The following is a 25,762-nucleotide window of genomic DNA, read 5'->3' on the forward strand; positions in this document are numbered from 1 at the left end:
ATCGCCTATTACAAGGAGTCATTCATGACCAAGACAGTAATCACCAGTGACAAAGCCCCGGCCGCCATCGGTACTTATTCCCAGGCGATCAAGGCGGGCAATACCGTCTACATGTCCGGCCAGATCCCGCTGGACCCAAAGACCATGGAACTGGTGGAAGGCTTTGAAGCACAGACCGTACAGGTCTTCGAAAACCTCAAGTCCGTGGCTGAAGCGGCTGGCGGTTCGTTCAAGGACATCGTCAAGCTGAACATCTTCCTGACCGACCTGAGCCACTTCGCCAAGGTCAACGAGATCATGGGCAAGTACTTCGAACAGCCGTACCCAGCCCGCGCCGCCATCGGCGTCGCTGCCCTGCCAAAGGGCGCGCAGGTTGAAATGGACGCGATTCTGGTCATCGAGTAAAAGCACCCGGCGCAGCCTCAACCGCTGCGCCGACTTTGTTTCAGAAGGATTTAGTCATGCGCAAAGCGCTTATTGCCTCTTCGTTGCTCGCCTTGCTGCTCGGCGGCTGTGCCAGCAACCCTGCCAATCTGGATGTGAGCGGTACCTGGATCAACCAGGCCGCCATCGATGCGGCAGCCAAGGGCGGCCCTTTGCGTGAAGCCTTGCAGACCTTTGGCCCGAACCTCGAATGGGAGGTCAACACCAAGGCCTTGCAGGCACGCTACTACAACGGTTTTGAAGTGGCGGAAGGCAAGTTGCTGGCGCAAAAGCCCGGCGCCTGGAGCGTGGACTTCTACGGCAGCTCTGCCACCGAGCTCAAGCGTAGAGGCAAAAAGCTGCTGCAGGTGGCCAACGACAACGAGCCTGAGCAACTGTTCACGCGCTCCCAGGACCCGGCTCCGGAGGGCGCGCCACTGGGCGCCAACTTCGAGCGGGCGCTTTATGCGGCGTACCTGGGCGGAGACTGGAAGATCACCGACGGTGTCGGTAATGGCGCCACGGTACAGTTCCAGGCCAACGGCAAAGTCGCCGGCCTGCCTGGCGCTGATCAGTATTCGCTGTGCCTGGCCGGGGATTGCGCCTCCATGAGCGGCGGCTACGACAGCCTTTGGCTGCAGGAGAATGGCGTGGGCAACCCGTGGATCTTTGCGCGCAAAGGCAAGCAGCTGGAAATCTTCCAGGCGATCAACACCGCGCAGGCGGATGAAGTGCCTCAGTTCACGCCGGGCCCGCGCCAATGGCTGCTTGAAAAACAATAACCGCTGCGACACAGATCCAAATGTGGGAGGGGGCTTGCCCCCGATAGCGTTTCTTCAGTCAACCTCTCTTTGGCTGACACACCGTTATCGGGGGCAAGCCCCCTCCCACATTTTGTCCGTCGTTCAACCTTTCAAAATGGCGGCATAGCCTTCGCGATAAGTCGGATAGGTCGGCTTCCAGCCCAGCGCCTTGATGCGCGCATTGCTGCACTGCTTGCTGCCCGCACGCCGCACACTGGCGTCCTCGGACCACTCCGTCACGCCCAGATACTCGCGCAACCAACCCACCACCTCGGCCAATGGCGCCGGCGCATCGTCGACCCCGATATACACCTTGTCCAGCGAACCGCCCTGCTCCACATGCCGCAACAAAAACGCCAACACGCCCGCAGCGTCATCGGCGTGAATCCGGTTGCCATATAAAGGCGGGTCGACGGCTACGCGATAACCCTGCCGAACCTGTGTCAGCAGCCACTCGCGGCCTGGACCATAAATGCCGGTCAGCCGCACGACGCTCGCGGGGATGCCACTATTGAGTGCCACTTGCTCGGCTTCGAGCATGACTTGGCCGGAATAACCCTTCGCCTGAGTTTCAGAGGTTTCGTCGACCCACTCGCCATTCTGCTGCCCATATACGCTGCTGCTGGACACAAACAGCAAATGCCTGGGCGTCTGGCCGTAATCGCCCAGCCACTCCAGCACATGCTGCAACCCCTGCACGTAGGCAGCGCGGTAACCAGCCTCATCGTGGTCGGTGGCCGCAGCGCAGTACACCAGGTAATCCACCCCGCCGATCGGCCAGGTATCGGGACAGGCTTTATCGAACAGATCACCGGCGATGCCGATCACGCCGACGGGAAGGCGCGAAATATCGCGGCGCAGGCCATGCACCTCCCATCCTGCGGCCAGCAATTGGCTAGCCAGCCGACTACCCACATCGCCGCAACCGGCAATCACAACAGAAGGCGCAGACATCATAAAACTCCATTCTCAAAGGCGCAGATTAGCCGCGCGAGAGGATCAACGGCCAGTAAAAAGCGAAATAAAGTAACAGTGCCACTTTAGTTAACAAGAATTACTTGCAATAATAACCGCCCATTTGTCCTCGACCCACAGGGGTCTGGCAGGACGATCACCCATTATTTTCTCTCAGGTCCGGCCAGCATGACATGTCATACAAACCCCGCTTCGCCAACCAAGCCTCACAGCCCATCCCGCGCCTGGCGTGCGATTGCTGCGATGCTGTTCAGCGTACTGCTGGCGCCGACCGCCGCCTTCGCTGATGCCACCGCACCTGCCGCGCCAGCCGCTGCCGAGCAGAATACCGCCACCCCGGCTGCGCCTGCCGCCGCGCCAACCGACCCGGCCCAGGCTGCAGCTCCTGCCGACGGCACTGGGGTAGTGCTGGAAGAAGACAACACCCTGGGCATGGCCCATGACCTGTCCCCGTGGGGCATGTACCAGAACGCCGACGTGGTGGTGAAAGCCGTGATGATCGGCCTGGCTATCGCCTCCATCATTACCTGGACCATCTGGATCGCCAAAGGCTTCGAGCTGCTGGGCGCCAAGCGTCGTCTGCGCACTGAAATCGTCCACTTGAAAAAGGCCGCCACCCTCAAGGAAGCGAGTGAAACCGCCACCAAGAAGGGCACCCTGGCCAACCTGCTAGTGCATGACGCCCTGGAAGAAATGCGCCTGTCGGCCAACACTCGCGAAAAAGAAGGCATCAAGGAACGCGTCAGCTTCCGCCTGGAGCGCTTGGTGGCCGCGTGCGGTCGCAACATGAGCAGCGGCACCGGCGTGCTGGCGACCATCGGTTCCACCGCCCCCTTCGTCGGCCTGTTCGGTACCGTGTGGGGCATCATGAACAGCTTCATCGGCATCGCCAAAACCCAGACCACCAACCTCGCCGTGGTTGCTCCCGGCATCGCCGAAGCCTTGCTGGCTACGGCCCTGGGCCTGGTTGCCGCGATCCCAGCGGTGGTGATCTACAACGTCTTCGCCCGTTCGATCGCCGGCTACAAGGCCCAGGTATCGGACGCGTCGGCAGAAGTCCTGCTGCTGGTCAGCCGCGACCTCGATCACCTGCCTAACGAGCGCAGCTCGCAACCGCACATGGTGAAAGTGGGGTAATCGGCCATGGGCCTGCATTTGAATCAAGGCGACGACGAGCTCGTCGAGAATCACGAAATCAACGTCACGCCGTTTATCGACGTGATGCTGGTGCTGCTGATCATCTTCATGGTGGCGGCACCATTGGCTACCGTGGACATCAAGGTTGACCTTCCCGCGTCCAGCGCCAAGCCGGCGCCACGCCCGGAGAAGCCGATTTTTCTCAGCGTGAAGGCCGACCAGCGCCTGTTCCTGGGCGAAGAAGAAGTCAAGGCTGAAACCCTGGGGCCGGTGCTCGATGCCAAGACCCAAGGCAAAAAAGACACGACCATCTTCTTCCAGGCCGACAAGGGCGTGGATTACGGCGACCTGATGAGCGTGATGGACGCCTTGCGGGCAGCCGGCTACCTCAAGGTAGGCCTGGTCGGACTTGAGACGGCAGCCAAGAAATGATCACGACGCGCCACAAACTGACGCGTTATGGCAGCAGCCTCGCAGTCGTGCTGGGCGTGCACGCCGTCGCGATCATCATCGCGCTTAAATGGTCCGCGCCCCAGGCGATCCCGTTGCCTCCGGCCGCGATGGTCATCGACCTGGCGCCGCTGCCGGCGCCACCGCCGCCGCCTGCACCGCCCAAGGTCGTTGCGCCACCGCCACCACCGGTCGAAGAGCTGCCGCTGCCGAAGTTGGCAGAGGCGCCCAAGCCGACGATCCAGGTGCCTAAGCCGGTCAAGCCCAAACCCAAGCCACAACCGCCCAAGCCGGTGGAGAAAAAGCCCGAGCCGCCCAAGGAGAAACCTTCCGAGGAGCCACCGAGCGACACGCCGCCGAGCAACGCGCCTGCGCAGAAATCCGCCCAGCCCGCTCCCGGCCCGTCGGCGCAACAGCTTGCCGCCCAGGCCTCCTGGCAAAGCACCCTGCTGGCGCACCTGCAGAAGTACAAGAAGTACCCGCCGGGCGCCCAGCAACGTGGCAAGGAAGGCATGAACCGCTTGCGCTTCGTGGTCGACGGCGAAGGCAATGTGCTGTCCTACGAGCTGGAGGGCCGCTCCGGCAACGCCGACCTGGATCGCGCCACGCTGGAGATGATCCGCAAGGCTCAGCCCCTGCCCAAACCACCGGCCGACCTGTTGAAAAACGGCAGTGTGGAGCTCGTCGCACCGTTCGTTTACAACATCGATAAACGTCGCCGCTAGCAGGGCAATGTGGAAGGGGGCTGGCTCCTTTCCACATTCAGCGGCAGCGAATCAGCAAAATTACCGACAGTCCTCGCTCAATCCCCAGCAAAGTTCTGATAACGTGCGTCTATCGATTGCAGCCGGTATGCTTGGCCCGCAACCTCATGGACGCCCGCTATGACTCTTACAGAATTACGCTACATCGTGACCCTCGCCCAAGAACAGCACTTCGGCCACGCGGCCGAGCGTTGCCACGTCAGCCAGCCGACGCTGTCGGTGGGCGTGAAAAAGCTCGAAGACGAACTCGGTGTGCTGATTTTCGAGCGCAGCAAGAGCGCCGTGCGCCTCACCCCGGTGGGCGAAGGCATCGTTGCCCAGGCCCAGAAGGTGCTGGAACAAGCGCAAAGCATTCGCGAGCTGGCCCAGGCCGGCAAGAACCAGCTGACCGCACCGCTCAAGGTCGGCGCCATCTACACCGTCGGCCCGTACCTGTTTCCCCATCTGATCCCGCAACTGCACCGCGTCGCGCCGCAGATGCCGCTGTATATCGAAGAAAACTTCACCCACGTGCTGCGCGACAAACTGCGCAACGGCGAGCTGGACGCGATCATCATCGCCTTGCCGTTCAACGAGGCGGACGTGCTGACCCTGCCGCTCTACGACGAGCCGTTCTACGTACTGATGCCCGCCTCGCACCCGTGGACCCAGAAGGAAACCATCGACGCCGGCCTGCTCAATGACAAGAGCCTGCTGCTGCTCGGCGAAGGCCACTGCTTCCGCGACCAAGTGCTGGAAGCCTGCCCGACCCTGACCAAAGGCAACGACGGCGCCAAGCACACCACGGTGGAATCCAGCTCCCTGGAGACTATTCGCCACATGGTCGCGTCCGGCCTGGGTATTTCGATCCTGCCGTTGTCGGCGGTAGACAGCCATCACTACGCCCCCGGCGTAATCGAAGTGCGCCCACTTACGCCGCCGGTGCCCTTCCGTACCGTGGCAATCGCCTGGCGCGCCAGCTTTCCACGGCCAAAAGCCATCGAGATCCTCGCCGACTCGATCCGCCTGTGCTCGGTGGCCAAACCGTCTGCTGCGAGCTGAGTAACGGTATGACTGAGCTGTCGCAGGTGCCGGTGACGGCACTCAAGGGTGTCGGTGAGGCCATGGCCGAGAAACTCGCCAAGGTCGGCCTGGAAAACCTTCAGGACGTGCTGTTCCACCTGCCGCTGCGCTATCAGGATCGCACCCGCGTCGTGCCCATCGGCCACTTGCGTCCCGGCCAGGACGCGGTGATCGAAGGCACCGTCAGCGGCGCCGACGTGGTGATGGGCAAGCGCCGCAGCCTGGTGGTGCGCCTGCAGGACGGCACCGGTGGCCTGAGTCTGCGCTTCTACCATTTCAGCAATGCGCAGAAAGAAGGCCTCAAGCGCGGCACCCGCGTGCGTTGCTACGGCGAAGCGCGTCCGGGGGCCTCGGGCCTGGAGATCTACCACCCGGAGTACCGCGCCATTACCGGCGATGAACCGCCGCCGGTGGACACCACCCTCACGCCAATCTACCCACTGACCGAAGGCCTCACCCAGCAACGCCTGCGCCAGTTGTGCATGCAAACCCTGACGATGCTCGGCCCGCAAAGCCTGCCCGACTGGTTGCCGCTGGAGCTGGCCCGCGATTATCAACTGGCGCCTCTGGCGGATGCGATTCGCTACCTGCATCACCCACCGGCCGACGCCGATGTCGACGAACTCGCCCTCGGCCATCACTGGGCGCAGCATCGCCTGGCCTTCGAAGAACTGCTGACCCATCAACTGTCCCAGCAGCGCCTGCGCGAAAGCATGCGCTCGCTGCGCGCACCGGCGATGCCCAAAGCCACGCGCCTGCCCGCGCAATACCTGGCCAACCTGGGCTTCGCACCGACCGGCGCGCAGCAACGCGTCGGCAACGAAATCGCCTACGACCTCAGCCAGCAGGAACCGATGCTGCGCCTGATCCAGGGCGATGTGGGCGCGGGCAAGACCGTGGTCGCCGCCCTCGCCGCCTTGCAGGCCCTGGAAGCCGGTTATCAGGTCGCGTTGATGGCGCCCACGGAAATTCTCGCTGAGCAACACTTCATCACCTTCAAACGCTGGCTCGAGCCGCTGGGCCTGGAAGTCGCGTGGCTGGCCGGCAAGCTCAAGGGCAAGACGCGCGCAGCGGCGCTGGAGCAGATTGCCGGCGGCGCACCGATGGTGGTGGGCACCCATGCGCTGTTCCAGGATGAAGTGCAGTTCAAGAACCTGGCCCTGGTGATCATCGACGAACAGCACCGCTTCGGCGTGCAACAGCGCCTGGCCCTGCGCCAGAAAGGCGTGGGTGGGCGCATGAACCCGCACCAGCTGATCATGACCGCCACGCCCATCCCACGCACCCTGGCGATGAGTGCCTACGCCGACCTCGACACCTCGATCCTCGACGAACTGCCCCCCGGCCGTACGCCGGTCAACACCGTGCTGGTCACCGACACGCGCCGCGTCGAAGTGATCGAACGCGTGCGCGGCGCCTGCGCCGAAGGCCGCCAGGCGTACTGGGTGTGTACGCTGATCGAAGAGTCCGAGGAGCTGACCTGCCAGGCTGCCGAAACCACCTATGAAGACCTCACCAGTGCCCTCGGCGAGCTCAAGGTCGGGCTGATCCACGGCCGTATGAAACCTGCCGAAAAAGCCGCAGTGATGGCCGAGTTCAAGGCCGGTAACCTGCAATTGCTCGTGGCCACTACCGTGATCGAAGTCGGCGTGGACGTGCCCAACGCCAGCCTGATGATCATCGAGAACCCCGAACGCCTGGGCCTGGCCCAACTGCATCAATTGCGCGGCCGCGTCGGCCGAGGCAGCGCCGCCAGCCATTGCGTGCTGCTGTATCACCCGCCGCTGTCGCAGATCGGCCGCCAACGGCTGGGCATCATGCGCGAAACCAACGACGGCTTTGTCATCGCCGAAAAAGACCTCGAGCTGCGCGGCCCGGGAGAAATGCTCGGTACCCGCCAAACCGGTTTGCTGCAATTCAAGGTCGCCGACCTGATGCGCGACGCTGACCTGTTGCCCGCAGTGCGCGATGCGGCGCAGGCGCTGCTGGAACGCTGGCCTGAGCATGTCAGCCCGCTGCTCAACCGCTGGCTGCGGCACGGGCAGCAATACGGCCAAGTGTGACAGCCGACTCACTTATCCGACCTACACCTCTACCAAGCTGGTTATACTCCAATGAATGAAAAAAATTGGATCAGGCCATGTCAGAAGTTGCCCTCGCTACCGCCCCACTGACCGCCCCGCCGGTCATTCGGGCGTTGCTCGCAAAGCTCGCCATCCCCTACACGGAAGTCGCCGAACAGACGGGCCTGAACCCTGCGCGAAAGGTCCAGGCGGTACTGCTCGAAGATGCCGTTGGCGCGCTCATGGTGCTGTTCCCCCAAAGCCAGTTGCTTGACCTCAACCGCCTTACCGAGCTCACCGGGCGCCGCCTCACCGCTGTGGCGCCGGAGCGCGTCGAGCGCATGCTGGGCAAGCATGAGCTGAACCTGCTGCCGGGCCTGCCGCCGCTCACCAGTTCGCCGTGCCTGTATGAAGGCAGCCTGCTCAACGAGCCGAGTCTATTGGTGCATTCGGGTGAAGCCGGGTTGCTGCTGGAAATCGCCAGCGAGCACTTCAAGACCATGCTGACCAAGGCCAGTGCGGCTCAGTTCGGCGAGCCCCTGAGCAACATTCGCCCCAACCTCGACCGCCCCAATGATGACCGTGAGGAAATCACCCAGGCGATGCAGGCATTCACTGCCCGCCGTATTCAGCAACGCCTGGAAGCGACCATCGAGATTCCGCCGCTGGCCGACACCGCGCAGAAGATCATCAAGCTGCGCGTCGACCCCAACGCCACCATCGACGACATCACCGGCGTGGTGGAAACCGACCCAGCCCTGGCCGCCCAGGTGGTGAGTTGGGCGGCGTCGCCCTACTACGCTTCGCCGGGCAAGATCCGCTCGGTGGAAGACGCCATCGTGCGCGTGCTGGGCTTCGATCTGGTGATCAACCTGGCGCTGGGCCTGGCCCTGGGTAAAACCCTGAGCCTGCCCAAGGACCGCCCGCATCCGTCCACGCCGTACTGGCACCAGTCGATCTACACCGCCGCCGTGATCGAAGGCCTGACCCGCGCCATGCCCCGCGCCCAGCGCCCGGAAGCCGGCCTGACCTACCTGGCAGGGTTGCTGCACAACTTTGGTTACCTGCTGCTGGCCCATGTGTTCCCGCCGCACTTTTCGCTGATCTGCCGCCACCTGGAGGTCAACCCGCACCTGTGCCACAGCTACGTGGAACAACACCTGCTGGGCATCAGCCGCGAGCAGATCGGCGCCTGGCTGATGCGTTACTGGGACATGCCGGACGAACTGTCCACCGCCCTGCGCTTCCAGCACGACCCGAGCTATGACGGGCAGTACGCCGAATACCCGAACCTGGTGTGCCTGGCCGTGCGCCTGTTGCGCAGCCGGGGAATCGGTTCCGGGCCGGATGAAACCATCCCGGATGCACTGCTCGAGCGTCTGGGCTTGAGCCGGGAAAAGGCTGAAGACGTGGTTGGCAAGGTGCTGGATGCCGAAGTGTTGTTGCGCGAACTGGCCTCGCAGTTCAGCCAGCACTGAATCTGTCGACAGTCACACTGCTATCGGGGGCAAGCCCCCTCCCACACTTAACCGAGTTCCAGCTGTGGAATGCCGCCGAATGTGGGAGGGGGCTTGCCCCCGATGAATCCACCTCGGTTTAACTGAACGCTTACTTCTTTTTCTTCGGCTTGGCTGGCGCAAAGCCAAACAACTGTCCGTTCGGCTAGAAACAGAAACGTCTTACAAGGCGTTGAGGTTGCCGCTAGGACACTCAATCTCTAGTCTCAGTGCACCGTTGCACAATCAGCGGTCGGGCGTCGCGGCCCGTATTTCTTCAGACGCAAAAGCGTCATCGTGTCCTTTCAGTTGGCGCTTTTTTGTCGTCTACTGTGCGGCGCTATGGCGGCTGTGCGCGGGATACCTTCGGGTATGCCGATGTTCTGGAGAGTCGGTCCGCGAACCTGCGTACAGCTGCCACCCCCATCGCGTCGCGGCGATCAATGGCAGCTCCTTTAATATCTCCGGAGTTTCACCATGATCAAACCCACCCCAAATCCCCCAATCGATCCAGCACCTAGCGTGCTATTCACCGTGAAAGACGGCATCCCCACGCAAGACCTACTGGTCAACCTCAGCGAAACACTGGCCTCGGCCAATGCGTTGAGTTGCGACCTGGCCTTTGACCTTGAAGGGCCGAAACGAGAGGAACTGCTGGGCGTTACGCAGTTAATCGAACTGGCACAGTTGCTGGCTGATCGAGTACTCACTGTCTCGGGGCAAGTAAACCCATGAGATGTCGGGCAGTACGCCGAATACCCGAACCTGGTGTGCCTGGCCGTGCGCCGGGAAAAGGCTGAGGAAGTAGTCTGCAAAGTACTCGATGCGCAAGTGCTGTTGCGGGAGCTGGCATCGCAGTTCAACCAGCACTGAATCTGTCGACTGTCAGGCCGCTATCGGGGGCAAGCCCCCTCCCACACTTAACCGGGTTCCAGCCTTGGAATGCGGTCGAATGTGAGAGGGGGCTTGCCCCCGATGAATCCACCTCGGTTTAACTGAATGCCTACTTCTTTTTCTTCGGCTTCAAATACTTGGTCAACCCCTGGAACCAGATCACCAGCGCCGGGTTGCCCTTGATCTGGATCGACTTGTCCTGAATCCCCGTCATGAACGCCAGTTGCTTGTTCTTCGCCTGCATCGTGGCGAAGCCGTAGGCGGCGTCTTTGAAGGCAATCGCAAACGCCGGCTCAGGGTGTACACCCGAGCGGCTGGTGATGCGCTGGTCTTTGACGATGAAGTGGCGGGCAACCTTGCCGTCGAGGGTCTGCAACTGGAAGGCCAGGTCTTTGTCACCTAGCTGCTGCTGGAAGGCGGGGTTGGTGCGGCTGGCTTTGCCCATCATCAGGCCCAGCACCCACAGGAGAAGACGAAATTTCATGCACACGGCCTCGGTGTAATTATTGAGTGGCCGCAGCAGTGTAACGATTCGCAAATAGAACGCCACCGATCTCGCGCTTTAGTGGGAGATCGGTTGACGTTTAACGCTTATAGCAACAGGTTACTTAAACGTTAGGGCAAGGAACCGGCGCCCAGTCGGCCAGGTTTGGATCGCGGCAGCTGCCTTCGAGCTGAGCCTTGCCGGAGCTGGCGACCTGCTTGCTTTCAGCCTGCTTGGCCTGAACGGTCTGGATGCTCTTCTCGGTGGTCACCGCTTCTTTCGGCACGGTCGGGAGCACGGGTTTCTTGGCCGGCTTCACGGCTTTCTTGCCTTTGGCCGGAGTGACCACAGGCGTGGTGTCGGCGGTGGCCACGGTCACCACGTCGCTACGCTGCACGCCAACCTGCTGCAGGTCTTTCTCATAGGCCTGGGTGTAGTTGCTGAGGTCTTCGCTGGCTTTGCCGTTGACTGCAACGATCAGGTCATTGGACTCCTTCAGGCCCGCAACGATTTCCGCCAGGCGCTTGCGGCCCTCGGTGTCGTTGACGGTCTTGGCCTTGCGGTCTGCGACCAGCTTGGTGAATGCGCTCTGGTAGCACTGTTGCGACGCCTTGGCATAGGCGGTGCTGCGGTCGATGTCCGAGGCGCTTTTGTTGAAGTCGGTGGAGTAGGAAGCGATGCGCTGGTTGTCATCGCTGATCTGCTTCTGACGCTCGGTGTAGTAACCCGCCGCGCCACCCGCCAGGGCGCCGCCCGCTGCGCCGATAGCGGCGTTACGGCCGCGCTTTTCCTTGTCGCCGGTCAGGGCGCCCAGCAAGGCACCGCCGGCCGCGCCGATGGCTGCGCCGGTCACCACCGACTTGGTCATGTTCGAATCGGTAGCACGCAGGTGCTGCACCGGCTCGTAGCAGTTGGGGTAGTACTCAACCTTGGTGCTCGACGCGACCTTGGACGCAGGCGACGTTGCGCAACCGGTCAACACGGTGCTGAAACCGGCCGCAATCAGCAGCAGGTGACGCTTGGAAACCGTCTTACGGGAAAAAAGCATAGGTGTGATCTCTATTAAGTTTGACTTGCCCAGCACGGCCCACCGCCGCCTGAGTCCCTTCCAAGCTCGCTAGACAGCCAACGATCAAGACCGCTGACCGCTCGCTGCGAGCAATTCCTTCAAGATCGTCGCCGGGTCGGCCCGCTGTTGCTTGCGGTAGTTGCCGACATGGCGAACGAACAGTGTCGCGCGCGTCACCAGGCTCTTGCCGAGCACCGGCTTGCGGTCCAACTCTTCCTTGATTCGTTGAAACTGGGCCTGGATCACCGCATCGGTATAGCGCGTGCCGGTAGCCAGGTTGTCGATGTAGATCGCCACGGCGCCGTCCAGCGCGCTGCGCCCATTGGCGATGGCCATGTCGAACAGCTGCGCGCTGGCCTGGTCTTTGTTATCCACGGCCTGCTGGCGACTCTTCTGCAGGTTGGCCAGGCGGATGTTGTAGTTGCTGATGGTCTCGGCCACCAACGCAGCGGACTGGATCAGGTTGCCTGCCGCTTCCTCGCGCTGCTGGGCGATCAGCGAAACGTTGCGCTTGAGCTCTTCGTTGACCAGCCCCAGTTCGGCTTGCAGCTTGGGGTCGACGCTGGCGGCGATGATGCTGTCCAGGCGCTTGGTCGGGTCCTGGGCGTCGTCGATGGCGTCGGTCAACGACGCCAGGCGGCCTTCTTTCTGCCACTGCGCAAACAGCTCCTTGTAGCGCGAGCGCGGCGCCGACAGCGCGCCAATCGCCACGCGAAACCCGGTGGTCTCGTTGCTTTGCTCGGTGCCATCGGCGGCAAACAGCGGGTACTCACGGCGCATGCCGGTGAACAAGGTGCCTTCGCCCTCCAGGTAATTGCCGCCCTTGACCACGAAGCCGCCATAGGTGCCCTGGCGGCGCCCGGCGTGCACCAGTTGGAAGGATTCCTGGACCATTTCCGCAGCGTTGCCGATCACATCGAACATCCCGATCGGGTTGGGCAGCTTGGTGCCGATAGGCATCAGCCGTGCCGCCTGGCCGGTGCCGCCGGCGACCTGGTTGAACACCGCGTAATCGCTCAGTGGCCCGTCGTTTTCACTGCCCTCGACGCGGCGCGGAAACAGACGGCCTTCCAGGTCCTGGCGACTCACTGCCTGGCCACCGCGCGCGGCGAATTCCCATTCCACTTCGGTGGGCAAGCGCACAAAGCCCAGGCCGCCGTCTTCGGCCGAGGCCCCGCGCCCACTCACCGGCAGCAACTCGCGGTGGTATTTCATCAGCCAGGCGCTGTACACCGCCGAGAAGCGCTCGGCTTCAAAGCGCGACAGTTTCACTTTGGGCAAGCGCCCGGCCATACCCTCAGGCGCATCACAGGCCGGCGCCGGCTCGCCGCTGGCCAGCGACTGCGCCTGGGACATCACTTGGGCGTACTGGCGGGCGGTCACTTCGTACTTGCCGATGAAGTACAGCATGGGCTTGAGCGGGGTCTTGGCGTCGGTCTTCGGCATCAGCGGCGCGATGACGGTGTTCCAGTCCTTGGGCAGATCCTTGAGGGTGAACTGACCGTTGATGAAGTCGCGCCGGTAACCGGAGATAAACGATTGCTGGTAGCCTGCCTCGCCTTCGGCAAAGGGATAGCCGAGGCTCACCTCACGGTCGTCGAGGGTGCCCTGGGCCAGCACATAGGCGTAGCGGAACACCATATTGCCGTCGCATGGCAGCGGCAGGCTCACGTCGTCCGGCAACGGCTTGGGGTTGTCGAGCTTGTCGCTTGCCTCATCGGCCCAGGCCAGCGAGGCCAGGCTCAGCGCCACACAGGCGCCCAGTAACTTAAACATCTCTGATTCCTTCAGAAGCCTGGATACGCGCCACTCGCCAACCGCCACATGCCGCCGCCACGGCGCTGACGCCGAGCACAGCCGCCAGGGCCAAGCCGTAGTGACGCGCCAACAGATGGCTGGCGTATTCGCCCGGCACCTGCACGAATAATCGGTTCAAACCCGCCTCGGCCAGGCCATACAGCCCGGCACTGAGCACGGCGGCAAAACTTGCGCTGTACAGCGCCTGCATCACGACGAACAGCAACAGCGCACCGGTGGAAAAGCCCAGCAAGCGCAACACCGACAACTCCCGACGCTTACGCGCCACCGCCGCCAACGCCCCGGCGAAGGTCGCCGCAAACGCACCGGCCAATGCCAACCCGCAGATGATCCAGAATACGAGCGACAGATTGCGACTCAACGACTGCACCTGGGCGATGGTTTGCGCCTGGGTCGACACCAGCACGTTCTGCCCGGCGAAATACAGCCGCAGCCGTTCCACATCGCTGAGCGTGCGCGCATACAAACGAAACGCCGGGTACATCCGCTGCTCGCCCACACCCGCCGCCTCACCTTCCCATTGCAACGCCGGCACAGCGCGGCCATCGCGATAATCTTCCACCGCCTCCAGCAACGCCAGGTCAGCAAACAGCCCGTCACGGGCGAAGGCTTCCAACGGCAATACTGCCTGCACCTGCACCCGCGTGCGCTGCGCCTCGACGCGCCCTGCCAGTTGCCGCGCAAAGCGGGGCTCCAGCCAGTCGCCGGGCCGCGCCGCGAGCTTCTCGGCGGCGGTATGGCTGAGCACGATCTGGTCCAGGCCCTTCGGCATCGGCAAGCCAGCCAACAACGGGTCGCCCGCAGCGGTCGGCAGCATCTCCAATACCACTGCGCCCACCTGCGCGGTCGCCGCAATCTGCCGCGTACGCGGGATGGCAAACGCCACATCACTACGCTGGGCAAGCTGCTCGACAAGGGCGCTGCTGAATCGACCGCCGCCCAACGGAATAATTTCACGGGTGGCGGGGTCGGTCTCCAAGCGTTGGGTCAAACTGCTAACCAGTCCAAACTTCAGGCCAAATAACACCAGCAATGGCGCGATGACCGCCACCAGCGCCAGCACCGAACAGGCCGACAGCCACGCATCGTTGCGATAGTCCTGCCAAGCGAGCGACGAGACCAGGCCGATGCGCATCAGCACGCCTCCCCAAGCGTCGCCGTGACGCCGCCGTCCGCATCGCGACGGCAGCCGATGCGGCGCACTTGCAAACCACTGGCGCGGGCCAAGGGTTCATCATGGGTGGCAATCACACAGGCGGCGCGGTGTTCACGGGCCTGGGCCAGCAGCGCCTGCATCACGCGCTCGGCATTGAGCGGGTCGAGGGATGCGGTCGGCTCATCGGCCAGCACCAATTGCGGCGTATGGGCCAAGGCGCGGGCACAGCTCACGCGCTGGCGCTGGCCCACCGACAACGCGGCCGGACGCTTGTCCAACTGGTCACTGATTTCCAGCTGCTCGGCCAGGCGCGCCACGCTGCCGTCGTCCTTTAACCCCAGCAACTGGCGGGACAAGGCGATATTGCCGCGCACATCGAGGAACCCCAGCAGCCCGCCGGTCTGCAGCACATAGCCCAAATGCCGGCTGCGCATCTGGGCCAAGGTGGTTTGGCTGTCTGCGCGCCAAAGCCCGCCGATGTCGAACTGGTTGAACTCAAACTGGCCGATCCGATCCGGCGCCAACACCAGCGCCAACATATCCAGCAAGGTGCTCTTGCCGCAGCCGCTGGGCCCGACAATCGCCAGTTGTTCACCTGCGCGCAGCTGCAGCGCCGGAATCACCAGGCTATAGCGCTGGCTGCCGACGCCCCGGCTCTTGTGCACCGCGTTCAGGCTCAGCATCACGGCAGCGTCGACAACGGCACGCGGTACAACGCATCGCCCGGTTCGGCATCGCCGAAACGCACCCAATTGGCCAGGTCATTGTGGAAGGTCTCGTAGAGGCGGATTTTCGAATCCAGCTCGTCGATAAAGTCTTCCTGCTCGGCCACGCTCAATGACAACCACAGGTCCTGGGTCATGTTCAGCGACTTGCTGCGATACGGCAGGCCTTCCAGGTATTCGCCCAGCAGGCCGCCGTCGGCCAGGTTGCCGCCCTTGCGCAGGGCTTGCGGGTCGCGGCTCATATAGGCCGAGGCGCTGGCGATTTCCTGGAAGAAGTCCTTGGGTGAGCTTTGGGTTTTGCGCGCCGCATCGACGATCAGTTTCAGCGACTGCTGCAGGTCGTTCAATTGCAGCTTGGTCAGCATCACGCACACCTGGAACGCCGGCAGCGCCGGGTTGGTCAGGTCGCGGTCGGCAGTCCAGGCGCTGACCAGCTGGGGCGCCTGGCTCGCGGTTTTGCGACCAAGGAAATCCATGTGCATCGCATAACCGACCGCGGCGGATTTATCCGCCAGGCTCGGCGTGGCACTGAGCAGCGGCACCGGCTGCGGCGTGTTGCTGCGCACCTGATGCACGAGGTTGGCGAACACCGTGCCAATCTCGTCGACGCGCTCACCGAGCTTGTGCACGTCACCACCGGGCACCGGCGTGTACAGGTCGCCGATTCGTGGGTTGGCGTCGGCGGTCAGGATGCGGTACTGGCTTTCGGCGCCGGCATGGGTTTTCTTGCCGGCGTCGGTGCGCAGATGCAGCGCGTAGATTTTGATCTGCTTGCCCAACGCCGCCTGGCGCACTTCGGCTTCGTTCATCTGGGTGGCGGCGAACGGGTCGTTCTTGCGCAACGCACCGGCATCGGAGACCAGCAGGATGATGCGCCCGCCGTAGCCGGACCAATCCATGCCGTCCACCGCCTGCATCACCCCGGCAAACGCGTCTTCGTTGAACGAATGGCTGGACACCGTCGAGGCCTTGACCTGCCGCGCCATGTCGAGAAAGCGTTGCGGATCGCGGCCCTGGTCGAGGGTGATCAGGGTCTTGGCCACGTATTCCAGGCCGGGGGTTTTCTTGATGCTGTTGCGAAAGCCCACCAGGCCGAAGCTGACACTGTCCAGCTCGCCGCGCTCGGCAATACGGGTTTGCAGCTCGTGTACTACGTCGCGCACTTGATCGATATACGGCTGCATCGACACGGTGGTATCGACCACCAGCACCACCGCCGTGCGGAAGGCGTCGGCATTGGCACTGGTCACAGGCGTCGCCGGCTTGGCGACCGCGCTGCTGCCAGGGTCGATGGAGGCGACATTGAGCAGCTGCACCGGCTGGCCGTTTTCGTCGAAGCTCTCTTTGGCATCGAAGATCGGCAACAGGTAGAACTGGTTCTGCGGTACCGCGCTGGCGGTGGGCTCCAGGGCCAGCACTTGCTGATTGTCTTCGCGGTTGTTCTGCGCCTTGGCTAACACAGCTTTCGCCGCAGCCGGATCGGCCAGCAGTTTTTCCACCTCAGCGGACTGGCGCAGGAACATCACCGGCGCCCGGCCTGAGCGCTCGGTGAATTTGAGCACCAGGCTTTGCTTCCAGTCACTGACCTGCGAGGCCGGCAACCAACCCTCACTGCGACCGTCGGTGGCCGCGCCGACGCGCACCCAGGGGCTGCCGTCGACCTCTTTGCGCTGGTACACATAAAGCACGGAAAACGCCGGCAAGACTTTGCCCGGTGCACTGCCCGCATCGGCAGACAGTTTGGCGCCGGGCTTGCTGAGCACGCGCTGGAACAGGGTTTTCTTGCCCGCCATCAGCAACGGCCGTTGACCACCGTCCACTTCAGCGACGGCTGCGGGCGGCGTCACCTTGGGAACTACGGCAGCTGGTGGTTGGGCAGGCTCATCGCTACTGCTCAACCACCAATAGCTGGCACCACCAATGGCCAGTGCCACCGCAACCGCCACGGCGGCCAATGCCAACACCGGCCCACGGCGCTGTTCGGACGGGGCATTGTGCTGCGTTGGCGTCACGACCGGTTGGCGCACTATCGGCTGCGGCTGTGGTTTGTCGGTGGGTATGTCGACGGTGACAGGCGTAATGCCCGCCAGGTCAAAACTCAGTGGAATCGGCAGCGGCCGCACCAAGGTGGCCTCCGGCGACTCCGCCGGCAGGTTGTCCAGGGCCCGCAGTAATGCATCGGCATCCGCGAAACGCTCCGCCGGGTCCTTGGCCAACAACTTGCGCAGCACCTCCTGGTAACGGCCGTGGTGCACCGGCAATTCCGGCAACGGCTCAGTCAGGTGTGCGAGGGCCGTGGAAAGCGCATCGGTTCCACGGTAAGGCAGCTCGCCGACCAGAATCTCGTAGAGCACCACGCCCAGCGCATACAGGTCGGCGCGACCGTCGATCTCCTGGCCGCGCGCCTGTTCCGGGCTCATGTAGCTGGGCGTGCCCACGGCAAAGCCGGCCTGGGTGAATTGGGTGCGGTCGTCCAGGGACTTGGCGATGCCGAAGTCCGACAACACCGCCGTGCCATCGGCGCGGAACAGAATGTTCGCCGGCTTCACGTCGCGGTGCACCAGGCCCTGGGCATGGGCATAACCCAGCGCCGAGGCGATCTGGCGGATCAGCGTCACGCCCTGCTCCGGGGTCAGCCCGGCGGCGATGCGCTCCTTGAGCGTGCCGTTGGGCAGGTATTCCATGGCCATGTAGTACAGCTCATCGACATTACCGATGTCATGGATGGTCACCGTGTGCGGGTGCGACAAGCGCGCCAGGGTCTTGCCTTCGCGCAGGAAGCGCTCGCAGAAGCTCGGGTCAGCCGCCAGCGCCGCCGCCATTACCTTCAACGCCACCTTGCGCTCCAGCGAACGCTGGGTCGCCAGGTACACGTTGGCCATGGCGCCTTCGCCGATCTCGCCCTCGATGTCATAGCCGGGGATGACGATGTTCATGGCGACACCTTCACGACGATGGTGGTGATGTTGTCCGGTGCACCGCGATTAAGCCCCAGGTGCACCAGGCTGCGCACGATTTCATCCGGCGCGTCGTGGCCGAGGACTTCACGGATTTCGTGGTCCTCGACGGTCTTGGTGAGGCCGTCGCTGCACAGCAGGAAGCTGTCGCCGGGGGCGATCAGCAGATCGACCGCCGCCACGTCCAGTTGCGCTTCCACGCCCACCGCACGGGTCACGATATTGGCGCGCGGGTGCACACGGGCATCGGCTTCGCTGAGCAGGCCGCTGTCTTGCAGGTCCTGCACGTAGCTGTGGTCGCGGGAGATGCTTTCCAACTCGCCGTCGCGCAGGCGGTACAGGCGGCTGTCACCGGCCCACAGGCACACCCCGCGCAAGCCGCGCGCCGCCAGCACCACGACGGTGCTGCCCATCATGGTCACACCACGGTTGGCGGTTTCTTCACGGACCGCCGCATTGATGCGGATCAGGTCGTTGCGCAAGGCCGCCGCGTATTCTTCAAGGGAGCGCCCCACCGGCACATTGCGCAGACTGTCGACAATCAGGCTGCTGACATAATCCCCCGCCGCGTGGCCGCCCATGCCATCGGCCACCACCCACAAACGGTTTTGCGGCAGGTCCAGGCACGCGTCTTCGTTGACCTGGCGCACCATGCCCACATGGCTTTTGCTCGCCGATTGATACGTCGCCCCCATCTACACCACACCTTCTTGTCCGAGCAAAAACTGCGCAAAATCGCGGGCGGCAGGCAAGCCCTGACACCGTAATAAACCGGGGGAAATACGCTGCGAACCCCGTCCCCACCAGAGGCTGGCCCCTTCGCAGGCCTGTTCGGCGAGCGCCGTCATGCGCCCGTGGGGCACGCTGGCGGCCACGCGTTGCAGGCCGGCGAAACGGCTGTCGAGCGCACGCGGCTCGGTGGCCGGCACGCCCAGGCGGTCGAGGCCATCGTTGAACCCTTCGAACGTCGCGCCCGCGTCCAGAGTGCTGAGCAGCAGCTCTTCGGTCTGTTCGAACCAGGCATCCGGCCCGCCCACCAGCGCAGCGGGGTTGGTGTCGTGATCAAGCACCGCCACCACCGCCAGCGGAAAATAACGCCCGACCCGATCGATACTCGGCATCACCACACCCGCCGCCGCGTCCGGCCCGCACACGCCTGGCGCGAGTACGAAGCGCCACAGCGGGCTGACCAGATAAGCGTTGAGCCACTCAGCGCCCAGGCTGTTCTGGCTGGCGAGCAAACCCGCCGCCAGCCAGCTGTCCCATGGGCCGATAAAACTCTGGGGCAAGGCGCGGCTGACGAAATCACCGCGGCTGGCCAACTTGCCGTAGAAACCCAGCGTGGTCATAGCCGCTCCGGCAGGCTGAAGCCGCTGAGCACACGGCTCTTGAACGGGTTGAAGGCGCTATTGGCGCGCAGCTCGTAGGCGATGCTCGCGCCGTCGACCCGCAGGCGCAGGTTGAAGCGGTCCGGCGAGTTGCCGGCGGTCAGGTCCGATTGTTCCAGCAGGCGGAACCAGGCCCAGGGGCCGTCGAGGGTCACGCCGGAGCGCCCGCTGGCCGATGGAGGCATGATCGAGATACGCACCACACCACTGCTGCCGGGGTTGGGCCATTGCATCGCCACCGGCCGGCTCGGGCCGTGGTCGTAGCTCAGTTGCTGGCCGTCGAGATCAAGCAGGAACTGGGTGATGGTCGGGTCCATCGACACCGGCTTGAGTTCGAAGCGCACGATGGGCTGGGTGCCCCCCGATCTGAAGAACGCGTCACGGATCGTCGCCGCGCGCTGGAAGGTTTGCAGCACGCCCGGCGCGATGCCGAGCTTCTGCGCCGCGCCCGGCTGCCAGCGCCAGGTCTGGGCCGAGGTGTCGACATAGGGCTGCAGGTATTTGCGAAAGTAGTTATCCATCACCCCGCCGACGCCGAAGAACTGGCCGAAGTCATCCAGGGTCGCGTCCCGCGCACTGCCTGGCGACATCGGGTAGCGCCCGGCCAGGGACTGGCGATACACGTTGACCACTTCGCTGACCCAGGCCGCGTTCAGCTGGTTGCGCACGCCGCCCATCATGCTGTTGGTGGTGGAATTGACCACCGACTTGACCATGCCCTGCACCAGCGCAGGCTGGCGCTCGGCGTTCAGGCTGACCCGCGTGGCCGCCGCTGCCGCCTGGTTCTTTGCCTCGCCCAGCAAGGCATCGCCGCTGGCACCAACCATGGCGCTGACCTGCACATACAGCGCGTTCATGTCCGACAGCAGGCCGTCGATCGCCGCCGGCTCGCCCTCGTTTTTGCTGACGATGCTGTTGAGTTCGGCAAAGTGCGCGGTGACCGGATCATCCGCAGCCGCAGGCGCATTGGCACTCGCTTGCTCCTGGCCGAGCAGGCTGCCCAGGCGCTCCTTGAGCTTGTCGACACCGCCCTCCACCGGCACGCCCTTGGCGGCCAATTGGCGCTCTTCGGCTTGCAGGTCGGTCTCCCTGGCCACCGCCACCAGCAGCTTTTTCAGCGGCGAGGTCGGCCCCGAGATCACGCGCAGCACATCGGCCGCCTGGGCCACGCTGGTGATCGGCACAAAGTCGATGTCCGCCAGCAACGCATCCCATTGGCGCTGGTAATCCTGGAAGTACAAGCGGCGCACATCGGCGGCCAGGCTCACCACGTTCTGTTGATCGGCCTGTGCCTGGCCGAGCACCCATTGTTCTTCAGCCAGGGTACCGGTCTGGTTCAGGCTGCTCAGCAAAAACCCCTGGCGATAGCCCTTGGCGGTGAAAAACCCGCTCAGCGGTTCGCCCAATGGCTTGCCGCTCTTGCGGCTGAACACCAGCGCGGCATCGCGACCGGCCGCTTCGTTGAGGCGAAAGTCCGGGATGCCGTCGGGCAGTTTCTGGCGCTTGACCCGGTCGTAGACGCGCTGGGCCACCGGCAGTTGTCGCAGTTGACGGCGCAGGTCATCGATCAGGCGTGGGTCAAGGCGCGCATTCGGTGGGTGGCGGTCAAACAGTGCCTGCAAATGCCCGGTCAACGCCTGGCGCTGATCGGCAGGCAGGTCACGTGGCAGGTTGCGGTCCCAGTCGAGGGCGATCCAGGCCTTGATAAAGTCTGGGTCGTAGTGCTCGCTGTCGGCCAGCATCAGGTAGGCCTTGAGGCCTTCGTAGAGAAAGTCCGAGTTGCCGCCGCCGTGCAATTGTTCTTCGATGCGCGTGACCAGGCGCGGCGCGAACACCGCGATCAGCAACTTGCGATAGACGCTCGCGGACTCGGCTTCGAGCATGTCGCCCTGGTACAGCCCCAGCCCTTCGGACCAGCTCGGCGAATCGCCTGCCAGGTTCTTCACCGCGTTGAGCAGCGGCAGCACGGCCAAGACTTCACGCTGCGCCGGGCTGAGGTTCTGCACGGCCTGGCCCAGGGGCGCGACCTTCTGATCGACCTGGGCGATATACGCCTGGTTGGCGCGATAACTCACCCACCACAGGCCGCTGACCACCACCACGGTGGCCACAGTGGCGGCCAGCACACCCCGGGCGATCCATTTGCGGCGGCGCTCGACTTTCGGGTTCACCCCCACCAGTCCACGCTCGGCGAAGGCCACGGCGGTGAACAGTTTTTCGATGAAGTAACTGCGCCCGGTGCCGCTCTGGCGCGCCAGGTGCTGACGGTCCAGGTTCATGCTCTGGGCCATGGCGCCGATCAGGCGGTCAATCGGGCTGCCTTCCTGGGTGCCGCTGGTGAAGTACACGCCGCGTAACAGCACGCGCTCTTCGAAGGCGTTGGGTTTGAACACCCCTTCGAGGAAGCTTTGCAGGCAGTCTTTCAGCGCACCGAATTGTTGCGGGAAGCCATAGATCAGGTCGCGGCGCGCCGGGTCGCGCTCTTGTTGCAGGCGTTCCACCAGGCGCTCGTTGAGGCGTTGCTCCAGGCCGACGAATTCGCTCTGCAGATGGGCCAGCGGGCTGTCGCTGTGTTTGCCGTCGTCCAGAGCAAAGGTCATGCCCCACACCTGGGCGCGGTCTTCCTTGCTCAGGTTGTCGAAGAACTCCATGAAGCCCGGCACCAGGTCGAGCTTGGTCAGCATCAGGTAGATCGGGAAGCGCACCCCCAGCTGGGTGTACAGCTCCTGGATACGCAAGCGAATCGCGGCCGCGTGGGCGGCGCGTTCGGCGTCGGTGCCGAGCAGCAGATCCGAGAGGCTGATGGCAATGAACGCGCCGTCGATGGGGCGGCGTGAACGCTGCTTTTTCAACAGGTCGAGAAAGCCCAGCCAGGCGGCCTTATCCACCGTGGAGTTGCTGTCCTGAGTGGTGTAGCGCCCGGCGGTGTCGAGCAAAACGGCCTGGTCGGTAAACCACCAGTCGCAGTTGCGCGTGCCGCCGACGCCGCGCACCGCACCGGCGCCCAACTGCGCAGCCAACGGGAAGTGCAGCCCGGAATTGACCAGCGCGGTGGTCTTGCCCGAACCCGGTGGGCCGATGATCACGTACCACGGCAGCTCATAGAGATTGCGGCGTTCGTCGCCACCCAGCTTGGCCTTCTTGAGCAGCGCCAAGGCCTCGTCCATGCGCTGGCGCAGGGTGCTGAGCTCTTCGGCGGTGGCGACGCTGTTGGGGTCGGCCGGGGTTTCTGCGGCCAGGCTGCGCATCACTTCGGCGGCCTGACGGCGCGCCTGGATGATGCGCAGCACGCGATAGGCGATCCACAGCGCAAACACCAGGATGATCAGCGCCCAGCGGCGCCCTTCCGGCACCAACACATCGAGCAACGGCCCGACGAACCAGATGATCAAGCCCAGGGCGATCAAACCCAGCACGGGGATCACCCAGCGAATCATGAAACTGAACAACGCCTTCACTCGACGCCCTCCGCCAATACGGTGATTTCAACCCGACGATTGCGGGCACGGCCTTCGGCCGTACTGTTGGTCGCCAACGGCTCGGTGTCGCTGCGGCCTTCGGCGCTGAAGCGCTCGGCCTGGCCGGTCTTGGCCGCAAGGATTTCCAGTACCGACTTGGCCCGCGCTTCGGACAGCGCCCAGTTCGACGGGAAGCGCAGCGTGGCAATCGGACGATTGTCGCTGTGACCGGTCACCCGTACCTGGCCCTTGACCTTGCGGACCGCGTCGGCGATACGCAGCATCAGCGGCTGGTAGTCATCGACGATGCTGGAGCTGGCGGATGCAAACAGTTCATCGCCACGAATTGTCACCACCGAGCGATCAACCTTGTCTTCCACGGCCACGCGGCCGGCCTTGATGTCTTCGGCCAGGAACCCGGCCAGACGCGGTCGTTCGATCACTTTTGGCTGCGCCACCGGACGGTCGATGGCCTGCACCGGGATCTCGCCCAGGGCATGGATATTCTTGAACACCGGTTCAGCCTGCGACGCCAGCAGCATGCGCAGGCCAAACAGCAACGCCAGCAGCAGCGCCAGGCCGATCGCCACGGCAATCCACGGCGGCATGAATTGCGCCAGGCGATCGCGGGCCACGGTCACGCCGCGCCAGTGCGGCGACAGCTCACGCTCGTGCTCGCCCCGCGCAGTGCGAATCGCGGCGGCGGTGCGCTCGCGCAAGGCTTCCAACTGGCTGCGCCCGTCGGTCATCACGCGGTAGCGGCCTTCGAACCCCAGGCACATGCACAGGTACAACAGCTCCAGCAGGTACAGGCGTTCCCGTGGGCTTTGCAGGCAGTGGTCCAGTAATTGGAAGACCTTTTCGCCGCCCCAGGCTTCGTTGTGTACGGTGATCAGCAAGCTCTGTTTGCCCCAATCGCTGGTGCTGCCCCAGGGCGTGCTCAACACGGCTTCATCGAGGGCGGTGCACAGCGCGTAACGGGCCAGCAGCACTTCGTTACGCGCCACACCGGCGGCTTCGGCGCGCTCTTCGAATTGGCGCAGATAGGCCAACAACTGCGCGCGCAGGCTGGCTGGCGCCGGGTGCGCGATGGTGTTGCGCAACCGCGTCAGCAAGGCCAGCAGCGGGCCGGCGGCGCTTTCCAGCGGGTTCAGGCCCTGGCTTTTGCCGGTGAGCATCGGTGCGGCCGGCATCGACAAGGGCGCCGGCTCCGCACGCGCAGGTTCCGGCGCACGGCCGCCTGGGCGCGGCATGAACTGAGTGCGGTCATCATCATTGGGATGCATCGCGGTTTATCCTCGGATCGCCCAGAAGGCCAGGTTCAAGCCCGGGAACTGCCCGGCGATGTGGAAGGCGAAACCGCCGGAATTGCTCAACTGCTGCCAGTGCTCGCTGCCCCGGTCCAGCTCGTAATAGGTGCTGCCCGCGTGATACGGCAACTGGCGTGGCGCCACCGGCAACGGCAGCAGGCCAATGCCCGGCAACTGCAGGTTGACCAGGTCGCGGATGTGCTCCACCGAGCCGACCTTGCTCTGCTGGCCAAAGCGCGCACGCAGGGTTTCGCCGGGCACGTCGGCACGCACCACGAGGATGAAGCTGGCGTTGTCGAGCAGGGTCTTGTCGGCCAGCATCGCCACATGGATGCCGTAGGCCTTCTCCACGATCGGGATCGGCGTGGCCTTGCTGTCGATCAGCATCGACAACGCTTCGCGCAGGGCCGCCATCACCGGGGCGAAGCTTAGGGCCAGGTCGTCGTGCTGGTAGTGCGGGTATTCCTGGGGGCGCCGGCCGGAGGTGGAAAACGTCGAAAACTCACCGGCAAGGCTGACCAGCTCGCTGAAGAGGCGTTCCGGGTGCAGCGGGCTCAACTGGCTGAAGTGCTGGATCAGCGGCTGGGCGCGGTTGACCAGTTGCAGCAGCATGAAGTCGGCGATTTCCGAAGCGCCACCGGCACCCGAGGCCACCACACGACCGGCCAGGGCTTCGCCACGTTGGTGCAACAGGCCGAGCAGCTCACTGCGAAATGCGCTCAGCGGTTTGCTCGCGGCCACGTCCAGCACCGGCGGAATGTAGCTGTCATCGAGCACCAGTGCGCGGTCGGCGCGCTTTTCCTTGATGCGCACCAGGCCAATGGCGGCGTAGTCGCTGATGCCGTCCTGGGCGGTCAGCAAACGCAACGCCCGCGAGCCCACGGCCACCGGCGCGCGGTTTTCGAAGGGTGCGTTGTCGTCGCGCACTTCACGCACCTGGCTCACGTAGCGCGCAGCTTCGAGGGCCTCGCCGGCATCCACGGTGTCACGCGCGCCGGCGCGTTTGAGCGGCAGGGCCAGGTACACCAGGCCGTCGCGCAGGTTATCGTCGATATTCAGCGGGCTCGGCGCCAGGTCGTCCTGGGGAATATTGAATGGCGTGCCGTCAGGCAACAGGCCACGCGCCGACACAATGGCCAGCTTGCCCTGGGCGAGCAGGCCCTGGTCGATCAGCAACTCGGAAAAGCCCCAGGCGCCAGCGGACAGCGGACGACTGCGGGCGTCGATCAGGTTTTCCAGGTAACGGTCATGCTGCTGGAAGTGCTGCGTTCCGATGAACATGCCTTCCGACCAGACCACGCGATTGTTCCAGGACATGGGGGCTCCGATT

The 25,762-nt window shown here is 63.9% G+C and carries 21 protein-coding genes; 9 read left to right on the plus strand and 12 right to left on the minus strand.

Features of this window, described 5'->3' with window-relative positions; genetic code table 11:
• The first annotated feature begins 24 nt into the window (after positions 1-24).
• Positions 25-405 carry a RidA family protein gene (locus C4J93_RS26325; protein ID WP_003176922.1) on the plus strand — a complete coding sequence of 127 codons (381 nt, stop codon included), beginning with the start codon at positions 25-27 and terminating at the stop codon, positions 403-405.
• A 56-nt stretch (positions 406-461) separates the two neighbouring features.
• Positions 462-1,205: a hypothetical protein gene (locus C4J93_RS26330; protein WP_124372287.1), complete on the plus strand. Its 744-nt coding sequence runs from the start codon at positions 462-464 to the stop codon at positions 1,203-1,205.
• A 123-nt stretch (positions 1,206-1,328) separates the two neighbouring features.
• Here C4J93_RS26330 and C4J93_RS26335 read toward each other — a convergent pair whose 3' ends face one another.
• Positions 1,329-2,180, minus strand: coding sequence for an SDR family oxidoreductase (locus C4J93_RS26335; RefSeq protein ID WP_124372288.1), 852 nt, complete (start codon positions 2,178-2,180; stop codon positions 1,329-1,331).
• A gap of 189 nt (positions 2,181-2,369) precedes the next feature.
• Here C4J93_RS26335 and exbB point away from each other — a divergent pair, with 189 nt between their 5' ends.
• From exbB to C4J93_RS26375, 7 genes are all read left to right on the plus strand, one after another.
• Positions 2,370-3,338: a tonB-system energizer ExbB gene (exbB, locus tag C4J93_RS26340; RefSeq protein ID WP_124372289.1), complete on the plus strand. Its 969-nt coding sequence runs from the start codon at positions 2,370-2,372 to the stop codon at positions 3,336-3,338.
• Between the two features lie 6 nt (positions 3,339-3,344).
• Complete coding sequence (gene exbD / locus C4J93_RS26345; RefSeq protein ID WP_003195519.1) at positions 3,345-3,770, plus strand: TonB system transport protein ExbD; 426 nt, start codon at positions 3,345-3,347, stop codon at positions 3,768-3,770.
• The gene (locus C4J93_RS26350) at positions 3,767-4,513 is read left to right on the plus strand and encodes an energy transducer TonB (RefSeq protein ID WP_124364984.1); all 747 of its coding nucleotides are present in this window, start codon (positions 3,767-3,769) and stop codon (positions 4,511-4,513) included. Before exbD ends, C4J93_RS26350 begins: the two co-directional genes overlap by 4 nt.
• Positions 4,514-4,672: 159 nt before the next feature.
• Entirely contained in the window at positions 4,673-5,593 is a 921-nt protein-coding gene (locus C4J93_RS26355; RefSeq protein ID WP_124368827.1) for a hydrogen peroxide-inducible genes activator, read from the plus strand.
• Positions 5,594-5,601: 8 nt separating this feature from the next.
• Positions 5,602-7,677: an ATP-dependent DNA helicase RecG gene (gene recG, locus C4J93_RS26360; RefSeq protein ID WP_124368828.1), complete on the plus strand. Its 2,076-nt coding sequence runs from the start codon at positions 5,602-5,604 to the stop codon at positions 7,675-7,677.
• Between the two features lie 77 nt (positions 7,678-7,754).
• Positions 7,755-9,155: an aminoacyl-tRNA deacylase and HDOD domain-containing protein gene (locus C4J93_RS26365; protein WP_124368829.1), complete on the plus strand. Its 1,401-nt coding sequence runs from the start codon at positions 7,755-7,757 to the stop codon at positions 9,153-9,155.
• Positions 9,156-9,650: 495 nt separating this feature from the next.
• On the plus strand, positions 9,651-9,908 hold the full coding sequence (locus C4J93_RS26375) for a DUF6124 family protein (protein ID WP_124368831.1): 258 nt from the start codon (positions 9,651-9,653) through the stop codon (positions 9,906-9,908).
• Between the two features lie 268 nt (positions 9,909-10,176).
• Here C4J93_RS26375 and C4J93_RS26380 read toward each other — a convergent pair whose 3' ends face one another.
• The 11 genes from C4J93_RS26380 to tssK all read right to left on the minus strand — a co-directional run bounded on the left by C4J93_RS26380 (position 10,177) and on the right by tssK (position 25,749).
• Positions 10,177-10,551, minus strand: coding sequence for a hypothetical protein (locus C4J93_RS26380; protein WP_032803751.1), 375 nt, complete (start codon positions 10,549-10,551; stop codon positions 10,177-10,179).
• A gap of 124 nt (positions 10,552-10,675) precedes the next feature.
• Positions 10,676-11,599, minus strand: a complete 924-nt coding sequence (tagQ, locus tag C4J93_RS26385) for a type VI secretion system-associated lipoprotein TagQ (RefSeq protein ID WP_124372290.1) — start codon at positions 11,597-11,599, stop codon at positions 10,676-10,678.
• An 84-nt stretch (positions 11,600-11,683) separates the two neighbouring features.
• Positions 11,684-13,396 carry an SUMF1/EgtB/PvdO family nonheme iron enzyme gene (locus tag C4J93_RS26390; RefSeq protein ID WP_124372291.1) on the minus strand — a complete coding sequence of 571 codons (1,713 nt, stop codon included), beginning with the start codon at positions 13,394-13,396 and terminating at the stop codon, positions 11,684-11,686.
• Positions 13,389-14,573: an ABC transporter permease gene (locus C4J93_RS26395; protein ID WP_124430780.1), complete on the minus strand. Its 1,185-nt coding sequence runs from the start codon at positions 14,571-14,573 to the stop codon at positions 13,389-13,391. Before C4J93_RS26395 ends, C4J93_RS26390 begins: the two co-directional genes overlap by 8 nt.
• Entirely contained in the window at positions 14,573-15,277 is a 705-nt protein-coding gene (locus tag C4J93_RS26400) for an ABC transporter ATP-binding protein (RefSeq protein ID WP_124430931.1), read from the minus strand. The genes C4J93_RS26395 and C4J93_RS26400 overlap by 1 nt, the downstream gene beginning before the upstream one ends.
• The gene (locus C4J93_RS26405; protein WP_124372294.1) at positions 15,277-18,255 is read right to left on the minus strand and encodes a serine/threonine-protein kinase; all 2,979 of its coding nucleotides are present in this window, start codon (positions 18,253-18,255) and stop codon (positions 15,277-15,279) included. Before C4J93_RS26405 ends, C4J93_RS26400 begins: the two co-directional genes overlap by 1 nt.
• Positions 18,252-18,971: a PP2C family serine/threonine-protein phosphatase gene (locus tag C4J93_RS26410; protein WP_124364994.1), complete on the minus strand. Its 720-nt coding sequence runs from the start codon at positions 18,969-18,971 to the stop codon at positions 18,252-18,254. The genes C4J93_RS26405 and C4J93_RS26410 overlap by 4 nt, the downstream gene beginning before the upstream one ends.
• Positions 18,972-19,625, minus strand: a complete 654-nt coding sequence (tagF, locus tag C4J93_RS26415) for a type VI secretion system-associated protein TagF (protein WP_124372295.1) — start codon at positions 19,623-19,625, stop codon at positions 18,972-18,974.
• The gene (tssM, locus tag C4J93_RS26420; protein WP_124372296.1) at positions 19,622-23,122 is read right to left on the minus strand and encodes a type VI secretion system membrane subunit TssM; all 3,501 of its coding nucleotides are present in this window, start codon (positions 23,120-23,122) and stop codon (positions 19,622-19,624) included. Before tssM ends, tagF begins: the two co-directional genes overlap by 4 nt.
• Complete coding sequence (locus C4J93_RS26425) at positions 23,119-24,408, minus strand: DotU family type VI secretion system protein (protein ID WP_124364997.1); 1,290 nt, start codon at positions 24,406-24,408, stop codon at positions 23,119-23,121. The genes tssM and C4J93_RS26425 overlap by 4 nt, the downstream gene beginning before the upstream one ends.
• A 6-nt stretch (positions 24,409-24,414) precedes the next feature.
• On the minus strand, positions 24,415-25,749 hold the full coding sequence (gene tssK, locus C4J93_RS26430; protein WP_124368840.1) for a type VI secretion system baseplate subunit TssK: 1,335 nt from the start codon (positions 25,747-25,749) through the stop codon (positions 24,415-24,417).
• Positions 25,750-25,762: the final 13 nt, after the last annotated feature.

It is taken from the genome of Pseudomonas sp. R2-37-08W, from assembly GCF_003851705.1.
Classification (GTDB): domain Bacteria; phylum Pseudomonadota; class Gammaproteobacteria; order Pseudomonadales; family Pseudomonadaceae; genus Aquipseudomonas.